The organism is uncultured Adlercreutzia sp., assembly GCA_910585575.1.
In the GTDB taxonomy this organism is placed as follows: Bacteria; Actinomycetota; Coriobacteriia; order Coriobacteriales; family Eggerthellaceae; genus Adlercreutzia.
This window is the reverse complement of the sequence record CAJUFS010000064.1, coordinates 5,026-14,509: the sequence shown is the minus strand read 5'-3', so window position 1 is coordinate 14,509 and position 9,484 is coordinate 5,026. Positions and strand designations below refer to the sequence as shown.

The window sequence follows — 9,484 nt, the reverse complement described above, 5'->3', positions numbered from 1 at the left end:
TCAGCACGGCCACGCCGCCGGACAGCTTCGCCAGACGCTCCTGAGCCTTCTCGCGATCGAAGTCGGAGTCGACGCGCTCGAGCTCGGCGCGGATGATCTGGATGCGGTTCTCGATGTCTTCCTTCTTGCCGGCACCGTCAACGATAAGGGCGGTGTCCTTGGTGACCTTCACGGTCTTGGCGGAACCGAGCATCTCCATGGTGGCGTCGGCCATGGTCATGCCGAAGTCCTTGTCGATGACCTGAGCGCCGGTAACCACCGCGATGTCCTCGAGGATGCGCTTGCGGCGATCGCCGAAGCCGGGGGCCTTGATGGCCACCACGTTCAGGGTGCCGCGCAGACGGTTCAGCAGGATGGTGGACAGGGCCTCGCCCTCCACGTCCTCAGCCACGATGAACAGCGGGCGCTGGGCGCGCATGATCTCCTCCAGCAGCGGAACCATGTCCTGGATGGAGTTGATCTTCATGTCGGTGAGCAGGACGTAGGGATCCTTCAGCACCGCTTCCATCTTCTCCATGTCGGTAGCCATGTAGGGAGAAATGTAGCCGCGGTCGTACTGCATGCCCTCGACGAGGTCCATCTCGATGCCGAAGGTCTGGGACTCTTCCACGGAGATGGCGCCGTCCTTGCCCACAGCGTCCATGGCCTCGGCGATCTTGTCGCCGATGGCAAGGTCGCCAGCGGAGATGCGGCCGACGTTGGCAATCTGCTCCTTGGTGGACACCGGCGTAGCGGAGGCCTTGATGGCCTCGACCACCGCGTCGGTGGCCTTCTCGATGCCGCGGCGGATGCCCAGGGCATCGGCGCCGGCGGTGACGTTCTTCAGGCCCTCGGAGACGATGACGTCGGCGAGCAGGGTGGCGGTGGTGGTGCCGTCACCGGCCACGTCGTTGGTCTTCACGGCCACCTCGCGCACCAGCTGGGCGCCCATGTTCTCCACGGGGTTCTCCAGCTCGACTTCCTTGGCGACGGTCACGCCGTCGTTGGTGATGAGCGGGGCGCCGTAGGACTTCTCAAGCGCCACATAACGGCCCTTGGGGCCGAGGGTGACCTTGACGGCGTCGGCCAGCTTGGAAACGCCCGCGGCCAGGCCGGAGCGAGCATCGGTATCGAACTTAATTTCCTTAGCCATTAGTTCGCGTTCCTTTCAAATCAAGTAAGTTAACAGCAGGCTTTTCGTGGTGAGTCGCATCGTGCCGAAAGGCCGAGCGGGCGTGAGCTAAGCGACCTTGTGGTCGCGTGCGAACCCCGCGAGAGACTTGAGGTGCGAGGCGGGCGCCACGGAAAGCCGTCGGCGGCGTGGAATAAATTTATAAATTTATTCCACGACCGCGTAAATGTCGTCAATGCGCATGATGAGCACATTCTCGCCATCCAGGGCAATCTCGGTACCGCCGAACTTGCCGTAGATGACCTTGTCGCCGACCTTCACCGGCATAGGAAGCAGCTTGCCGTCCTTGTCCATCCGGCCCTCGCCCACGGCGATGATGGTGCCGGTCTGGGGCTTTTCCTTAGCGTCAGAGGCCAGGAACAGGCCCGACGCGGTGGTGACCTCGGCCTCGTCCTGCTTCAGGATGACGCGGTCGCCCAGAGGCTTCAAATTCATAGCTTGCCGTCCTTTCAATGGTGTCGTAGTGCTTTTGCACAACTTCCAATTTAACCACTCGATGAGGGTAAGTGCTAGCACTCTTCAACTACGAGTGCTAAACAGGAAGACATCATAACAGCAACGGGACGGAAAACAAGTGCTACGGCGAAAAAACTTGAGTTTTTTGCGCTCAAGTTTCTTGCAATTATAGCTTTGATCAGGGATTACCTTGCTGGTGATACCAAACCGGTCTCATAGGCGAACACCACCAGCTGAGCGCGGTCGTGGGCGTCGGTCTTCGCCATGATGCGCGCCAGGTGCGTCTTCACCGTGGCCGGAGAGATAAACAGATCCTCGGCAATCTCGTCGTTGGAAAGCCCGCGCGCCACCAGTATGAGAATTTCGCGCTCGCGATCGGTGAGCGTGGCCAGGGCGGCCCGACGTCCGTCGGCGGCATCGGCGCTCCCCCACCCGGCGCGGGGACGAGCGGCCACGAAGGTTTCCACCAAACGGCGCATGACCTTGGGCTGAATGAGCGCATCGCCGTCGGCCACCACGCGAATGGCCGCCACGATCTCGTCGGGATCGGCGTCCTTCAGCAGAAAGCCGCTGGCACCGGCGCCCAAAGCGTCGTAGACGTACTCGTCGATATCGAAGGTAGTGAGCACCAGCACCCGCGTCTTGGCCAGCAGCGGGTTGCCCGTGATGGCGCGTGTGGCCTCGATGCCGCTCATTTCCGGCATGCGAATGTCCATGAGCACCACATCGGGCTTAAGGCGCTGCGCCTCCTGCACAGCCTCGACGCCGTTGCGGGCCGTACCGACAATCTCGATGCCGTCGTAGGTGCTCAAAATGGCCTTGAAGCCGCTGCGCACCAGATCCTGGTCATCCACTACCAGCACGGTAATGGGCGATTCGCTACTCACGGGGTTCCTCCTTCTGGGCAAGCGGAATGGTCACGGCAATGCGCACGCCGCCCAAAGAACTCGGCGAAGCGGCGAAGGTGCCGCCCAGCAGACGGGCGCGCTCGCGCATACCGCGCAAGCCGTGGTGGTTGGGGGCCAGCTGGTCGATGGCAAGGCCGTGGCCGTTGTCGTCGACCACCAGCCTCACGGAGCCATCGTCCTCGTCGGTAGCCAAGGCGATAACCGCCTGCGTCGCACCGGCATGGCGCACAATGTTGGTAGCCGCCTCGCGAGCGATGCCGTAGAGAGCCACGTCGATGAAGGCCGGCACCTCCGCCCGGCGGTACCCTTCCATGTCCAGCGACACCCCCAGCCCCGCGCCCTCCAAGTAGGCCACCAGATCGGCCATGCGATCGGTGCCCTGGGTCGGGGCGGTCTCGGCCTGTTGCGGCCCCGAGCGCAGCACGCCGATCATGGCGCGAATTTCCTCGAGAGCCGATTTCGAGGTGCGGCGCACCTCGGCGATGGCCTCCTTGGCTGCCGCAGGGTCGCGATCGATCAGGCGCTCTGCCGCCGCCGCCTGGATGCTGACCGCCGAAAGCGAGTGCGCCGTAATGTCGTGCACCTCGCGGGCAATGGAGACGCGCTCCTCTTCCACGCGACGGGCGGCCTCGGTCTCGCGCGTGCGCTCGGCCTCAGCGGCGCGCTCTTCCATAACCCGCACGCGGTCCTGGTGTTCATGGAGACCGTAGCCGGCGAAGACCGCTGCGAGCGCCAGAGCCAAATTCTGGAAGACCGTAAGCTGCGTGAGCATCGGCGACTCGGGGTTGGCCGAAGGGGCAAGCAAGAGCACCAGACACGCAGCACCTCCGGCGATGGCCGCCTCAGTGCGGCCCCGCAGCGACGCCACGGTGAACAGCGCGATGATGGGCCCTGCCACCGACAGGGAGAGCCCCGCCATCTCGCCTTGCAGCCATACCCAGGAAATCAGGCACCAGCCAAAGATAATCCAGGGTACTTTGCGCCGCGCCACCAGGGGCAGCGTAGTCAGGGCAATGGCGAAGATGGTCCAGCCCGTGGGCACCACGGCCTCGATGCCCATAAAACGGCGCAGGGCCTCGTCGGGAAACATGAGGTTGGCCGAGAGCGTCAGCTGCAGGCAGGCGAAGCCGAAAGCGCCGGCCGCGATAACCGCGTCGATGAGCCAGTCCATGGCGGAAAGCTTCTTATGTTGCACGAAAATGGTATCCATGAAGGTCATGGTACCCCACCGACCGCACCTCCGCCATACCACAGACGGTGTAGTTGCGCGGCTGTTTACTGGTAGAACAAGGTGCCGGGATAGGGCGGCTCGAGGGCGCGCTTGAAGGCGTTGGCCGCCGTACGGGCCACCACCGATTCCACCAGGGAGCGATCGATGCCCTCTGCGGCAATGGCGTCTGCTGACAGGCCCTGCTCCACCGAGGCCTTGAGGATGCGATCCAGCGTGTCGTAGTCGATGCCCAGGGACTTCTCGTCCTCTTGGCCAGGCGCCAGCTCGGCCGAGGGCGGCTTCACGAACACGTTGGCGGGAATGGGCGGCACGTCGCCATGCTCCTGAGCGCGCCGATTGCGCCATCGCGCCACGGCGAACACATCGGTCTTGTACAGGCCGCCCAGCGGGGCGAAGGCGCCCGCCGTGTCGCCATAGAGCGTGGAGTAGCCCATGCACGCCTCGGACTTGTTGCCCGTGTTCAGCATGAGCCAGCCGTGGGCGTTGGACAGGGCCATGAGACACACCATGCGGCAGCGGGCCTGGGTGTTCTCGGCGGCCAGCCCCTCCAGGACCCCGCCGCACGGCTGCGCCAGCACTTCGGCAAACGCCTCAAAGGGCTTGCAGATAGACACCGTGGACACCTCGATGCCCAGATTGGCTGCAAGTTCTTCGGCGTCGGTCAGAGACGATTCGCTGGAATAGGGCCCGGGCAGCATAACCCCGTGCACGGAGGCGGCACCGAAGGCGTCGACCGCCATAACCGCCACCAGCGACGAGTCCATACCGCCGGACAGCCCAATGACCACGTCGGTAAAGCCCGCCCTGCGGACATAGGTTTCCAAAGCCTCGACACAAGCATTGTACATGACCATAGGTTCCATGAACCGGTTCCTTTCAACGAAAAAGCGCTGCCACGGACATGGCAGCGCTTTGTTTCCCAGGTGCTATTCCCCGTTCGAATCGGGCAGGTCCACCTCGATAGAGTCGATTTGCAGCTCCCGTCCAGCCACAAGCTCGGTGGCGAAGCTATCGCAGGCGGGACAGAAGATTTGGAAGCGATCGTGCTCGAATTCGGTACCGCATTCCAAGCAGATGCTCTTGGGCCGCACCATGACGATATCGAGCGCGGCGCCCTTGGTGAACTCATCCGCCTCGGTAAGGGCCTCGAAGGCGAAGTTCAGGGCGTCCTCCACCGCTTCGGTCATCTCTCCGATGCGCAGCGTCACGCCAACAAGCCGCGTGGCCCCGGCCTCGTGGGCAGCTTTGGTGGCCGCGTCCACGACGCCAGTCATGATGCCCAGCTCGTGCATGGGCGCTACTCGTCCTCTTCGGCGGCCAGCTCGGCGTTCTGGCGCTTGATGCGGCGCGCCAGCACAATGCGAGCCAGGAACAGCGAGCCCTCATAGAGCACGATCATGGCCGCAAACATGAGCAGCATGGTAACGGGCGACGCATCGGGCGTGACCACGGCGCAGAGCACCATGAGCACCACGTACACCGTACGCCAACTGCCACGCAACTTCTTATAGGGAATGACGTCGAAGATAACCAAGTAGAAGATAACCAAGGGCAGCTCGAAGGCGAAACCGAAGGCAATCTCGAACTTGATGATCATGTCGATATAGGACGACATGCGCGGAAGCACGCTGCCCAAGCCCATGGCCTGATCGGTGAGCCACTGGAACGCGGGCGTCAGAATGACCAGGTAGCAGAAGACCGTGCCGATGATGAACAGGGCCACGGCCGCGCTGAAGGTGGGAATGAACCACTTGCGCTCCTTCGGCTTCAACGCCGGCAGGAAGAACGCCAGCAGCTGCCACAGGATGACAGGAGACGTGGCCACCACACCGGCCCACAGCGAAATTTCGAAGCGCACCGAGAAGGCCTCGAAGGGGTCGAGGGCATAGAGCCACGCATCGCCGGCGCCCGAGTCGGGCAGGAAGCTGGCGATGGGCATGAGCAAGAACTGGCCCATGGTGGGGGTGGCCATGTAGAACACGACCACGGCAACAGCTAGGCAGGCCACGATGCGCACCAAGCGCATGCGCAGCTCGCCCAGATGGTCGAAGAGGGGCATACGTGCCGGTCCGATAGGCATGACTTACGCCTCCTTCTTCGTGTCAGACGAGGCGTCGGCCGCCTCGGAAATGGTCTTGGGGGCATCGGCCGCCGCAGCCTTCGCGGCAGCTTCCTCTTTGGCCTTTTTCTCGGCCTCGCGCTTGGCCTTCTCCTCGGCGCGCTTCTTCTCGGCGGCCGCCTTGCGCTCGGCCGCCTCCTGGGCGCGCTTCTCAGCCTCGGCCTTCTTGGCCTCTTCGGCCTCGGCCTCCTTCTTGGCCGCACGCTCGCGATCGTAACGGGCCTTGCGCTCGGCGAAGCTCTCCTGCTTGGCAGGAGCCTCGGCCTCTGCCGCGTCGCCTTCGCCCTTGGCCGAGGCGTCGGCGTTGCCAGCCGCCGCCTTCTTGGCCGCAGCGGCCGTGGCGCCGGCCACCCCGGCAGCCGGGGCGCCCGAAGCGCTCTTCGAGGCGTCGCTGACCTTCTTCGACACCGTCGAAGCCGTCTTCTTGGCTGCGTCAGCGCCCTTCTTCGCCTTCGCCGCGGCGTCGTCCAAAACATCGAGCGGGTTCTTAAAGGGCTCGTCCGAGTCCTTGTCGAACACCATCTCGCCCTTCAAGACGCCACTCATCTCCTCCTGGGCGTTCCTGAACTTCGCGATGGCCTTTCCAAGGGTCTTCGCGATGGCAGGCAGCTTGTCGGGTCCGAAAATGAGAAACCCGAACAGCAGAATGAGGAAAAGCTCAAATCCGCCGATTCCAAACACGGTGGTTCCTTTCTACCATGCTACAAAGAGAGCACTGACAATGCCATTGTAGGAATGCAGAGCGCCAGCACAAGGATTACGCACACAACAATCGTGAAAATTTTCCTGGTGCGCGCCTTCGCCTCGGCCGCTTCTTTGGCACGCTTCTCGCGCTCCTGAGCGGCGCGCACGCGCTCAGCCTGCTGCTGGCGCGTCAGCTTGCGGGACCCTGCGTTCTTCTTCTGAGCCATCGTCTGCTCCTTGGTTTTCCTTATAGCCGAAGCCAAATTCGGCATTGTCGCAAATTGTCGGCGTTTGCGCTAGTCGCATCAAGGAGGTACCTCAAACCTCCACGGGCAGCCCTGCCGTCAAGACACCGCCCTCGAACCGCTTCCCCGGCTCCGCCGAACCGGCGCAGCCCCGGGAAAGCGCGGGCCGGCCGCTAGGCGTCGGGGCGCAGTTTGCTGCGAATCTCGATGACGCGGGCGATGTTCTTCGCCACCTCGACCTTCACGTGCCAGCGGTTCTTCTCGTAGAGCACGTTGCCGTCCACCATGGTCATGAGCACATCGGCCGCCGTGCAGGTGTTGACCACCGCGGCCACGGGATCGGTGGTGAAGGACTGGTGCGAGCTGGAAAGGTCCACAGCGATCATGTCGGCGCGCTTGCCCAGCTCCAGGGAGCCCACCTTGTCGTCGATACCCAGGGCGCGGGCGCCGCCAATGGTGGCCACTTCCAACATGGTATCGGCATCCAGAAAGCGACCTGGATTCACTGCGCGCTGGAGCAGCATGCCCAGGCGCATTTCCGAGAGCATATCGGTGGACTCGGTGGCCGCGGGCGAGTCGGTGCCAAGGCCCACGCGCAGATCGGCGCGGAGGAACTCGTCGAGAGGCGCCACGCCCTTGCCCAGCTGGGCGGCGGCACGCGGGCAGCAGCACACGGCCACGTCGTACTCGCGCAGCTTCTTCACGTCCTCGTCGTCCACGCAGACAGCGCCGACGATCATGACGTTGGGGGCGTCGAAGGCGTTCCAGTTGAGCGCGTAGCGTACCGGGCTCACGCCCGTGGGCAGCCAGGGCGGAATTTCCACGTAGCCGCGCTTCACATCGCCGCCGTGCACCTGGAAGGGGGACGAGCCGTAGCGCACGAAATCGCACTCCTCGCGGCTGCCGGCCAGCCACAGCGCCACGGGCAGCTCCTCCTTCGTGGCGAACTCGGAGATGGCACGCAGGGTAGCCGGATGGTTGTTGAACAGCGGAGAGGCGGCAATGCCGATGGTGACCCGGTCGGAATCGACCTCTTCGCGCCAGTGGAGGATATCCTTCTGGGCCGCCTGCATGGCCGCGTCGATGCGCGCCTTGTCCATGGCGCCCACCTGGCGGTAGATGACCGAGCGCAGGCCCAACTTGTTGACGGCGGTGCAGGAAGCCCCCGTGGTGGTGATATCGGCCACGGTGGTGATGCCGCTGGACAGCGCGTCCAGACCGCCCAGAATAGCGGAGTCGAACCAATCGGCCGCCTCAATGCGCGTGGCCTTGCGGGCCACTTCCGTCAGCCATTCCACATAGGGGGCATCGTTCACCACGCCACGCATGACCGACTGCTCGAGGCGGGTGTGCAAATCCACCAGACCCGGCATGATGGCGGCCAGGCCCTGGTCGATGACTTCCTCGTCGGGGTAGCGCAGACGCAGCATGTCGACCTTGCCGATGTCGCGGATGACGCCGTCGCGCACGAGCACCGCACCGTCGACAATGGGCTCGGACGTTACGGGCAGAATGTACTGAGCGCATAGAAGCATGGGGCCTCCCAACCAGTCGGGGGGATGAATGATCAGCTGCTCATAATAGCACGACCCTCGGCCGCGCACGGATAAGCCCCGCGGATTTGCGGTCGAGTGCCTTATACTGCGGATCAACGACGAACATTTGAACGGAAGCGAAGGGATCGCCCATCCATGAGCATCGACACTGCCACCGGCCTTGAGGCACCGGCCGAGCTGTCCAGCGAGCGCGTGAAGGACATCTTCTCCCACATCGCCAAGAAGTACGAGCGCTTCAACGCCGTATCCAGCTTCGGCGCCTACAAGCTGTGGCTGGCCGGCATGATGCGCCAGGCTCCCATCGAGGAGCACCACGACGTCCTCGACATTGCCGGGGGCACTGGCGACGTCACCTTCACCGTGGCCCGCACCAAGCACCCGGCCCACATCCAGTGCACCGATTTGGTGCCCGAGATGCTCGACGTGGCCCGTATGCACGTCGACGAGGGCGACGGGGCCGGCGTGCCCATCGATTTCGAGGTGGTGGATGCCCAGAACATCCCCTACCCCGACGCTTCCTACGACGCCATTACCATGGCCTACGGCATCCGCAACATGCCCGACCGGCCCCGGGCGCTTTCCGAGATGTTCCGCGTGTTGAAGCCGGGCGGCTCGCTCGTGTGCCTGGAGTTCTCCACGCCGCCCAACGGCGCGTGGCGGGCGCTGTACCACTTCTATCTGCGTCACCTCATCCCGTTTTGGGGCGGGCTGGTCACCGGCGACAAAGAGGGCTTCGTGTACCTGACGAAGTCCATCGAGGCCTTCCCTGACCAGGAGGGCCTGGCAGCCCTCATGCGCGAGGCCGGCTTCACCGACGTAACTTGGAAGAACTACACTGGCGGCATAGCGGCCGTCCACGTGGCAAAGAAACCAGAGTAGCCGTGTTCGGTTTCGTCGTCGCCAGCGCCACCTCGCTTTCCGAAGACGAAAAGGCCCGCTACCAGGCGGTCTACTGCGGCCTGTGTCGCACCCTGGCCGAGCGCTACGGCCAGGTGAGCCGCGCGGCACTCACCTACGACCTCACCTTCTATGTGCTGCTGGCCAACGCCATGGCCGAGCCGCCTGAGCGCACGTGCGAGGCGCACTGCGTCACCCACCCCGTGAAGCTGATGCC

Annotated in this window: 12 protein-coding genes (1 of these 12 cut by a window edge); 2 read left to right on the top strand and 10 right to left on the bottom strand. The window is 63.9% G+C overall.

The features are described from left to right. From groEL to QZ307_RS08710, 10 genes are all read right to left on the bottom strand, one after another. Positions 1–1,132 (bottom strand): chaperonin GroEL (gene groEL, locus QZ307_RS08755; protein ID WP_295998753.1); only part of this gene is annotated, 1,132 nt, incomplete at its 3' end. A 186-nt stretch (positions 1,133–1,318) separates the two neighbouring features. Then, a complete protein-coding gene (locus tag QZ307_RS08750) occupies positions 1,319–1,606 on the bottom strand; it encodes a co-chaperone GroES (protein WP_295998751.1) in 288 nt (95 codons plus the stop codon). Between the two features lie 206 nt (positions 1,607–1,812). Continuing rightward, entirely contained in the window at positions 1,813–2,514 is a 702-nt protein-coding gene (locus tag QZ307_RS08745) for a response regulator transcription factor (protein WP_295998747.1), read from the bottom strand. Further along, on the bottom strand, positions 2,507–3,745 hold the full coding sequence (locus QZ307_RS08740; protein WP_295998743.1) for a sensor histidine kinase: 1,239 nt from the start codon (positions 3,743–3,745) through the stop codon (positions 2,507–2,509). The genes QZ307_RS08745 and QZ307_RS08740 overlap by 8 nt, the downstream gene beginning before the upstream one ends. A gap of 65 nt (positions 3,746–3,810) precedes the next feature. After that, complete coding sequence (gene nadE / locus QZ307_RS08735; protein ID WP_366143058.1) at positions 3,811–4,629, bottom strand: NAD(+) synthase; 819 nt, start codon at positions 4,627–4,629, stop codon at positions 3,811–3,813. A gap of 63 nt (positions 4,630–4,692) precedes the next feature. Next, a complete protein-coding gene (locus QZ307_RS08730) occupies positions 4,693–5,058 on the bottom strand; it encodes a hydrogenase maturation nickel metallochaperone HypA (RefSeq protein WP_295998740.1) in 366 nt (121 codons plus the stop codon). A 5-nt stretch (positions 5,059–5,063) separates the two neighbouring features. Further along, on the bottom strand, positions 5,064–5,846 hold the full coding sequence (gene tatC, locus QZ307_RS08725) for a twin-arginine translocase subunit TatC (RefSeq protein WP_295998737.1): 783 nt from the start codon (positions 5,844–5,846) through the stop codon (positions 5,064–5,066). A 3-nt stretch (positions 5,847–5,849) separates the two neighbouring features. Further along, on the bottom strand, positions 5,850–6,566 hold the full coding sequence (locus tag QZ307_RS08720) for a twin-arginine translocase TatA/TatE family subunit (RefSeq protein ID WP_295998735.1): 717 nt from the start codon (positions 6,564–6,566) through the stop codon (positions 5,850–5,852). A 20-nt stretch (positions 6,567–6,586) separates the two neighbouring features. Continuing rightward, positions 6,587–6,796 (bottom strand): CASC3 protein CASC3, encoded by a 210-nt coding sequence (locus QZ307_RS08715; protein WP_295998732.1) that lies wholly within the window; start codon positions 6,794–6,796, stop codon positions 6,587–6,589. A gap of 191 nt (positions 6,797–6,987) precedes the next feature. Further along, complete coding sequence (locus tag QZ307_RS08710; RefSeq protein WP_295998728.1) at positions 6,988–8,349, bottom strand: amidohydrolase family protein; 1,362 nt, start codon at positions 8,347–8,349, stop codon at positions 6,988–6,990. A gap of 156 nt (positions 8,350–8,505) precedes the next feature. Here QZ307_RS08710 and QZ307_RS08705 point away from each other — a divergent pair, with 156 nt between their 5' ends. Further along, positions 8,506–9,249, top strand: a complete 744-nt coding sequence (locus tag QZ307_RS08705) for a class I SAM-dependent methyltransferase (protein ID WP_295998723.1) — start codon at positions 8,506–8,508, stop codon at positions 9,247–9,249. 2 nt (positions 9,250–9,251) lie between these two features. Beyond that, on the top strand, positions 9,252–9,484 hold the start of the coding sequence (locus tag QZ307_RS08700; protein WP_295998720.1) for a DUF5685 family protein. Its footprint extends 505 nt past the window's final position; 233 of the gene's 738 nt are visible here — the first part of the coding sequence; it begins with the start codon at positions 9,252–9,254; its stop codon lies off the right edge, out of view.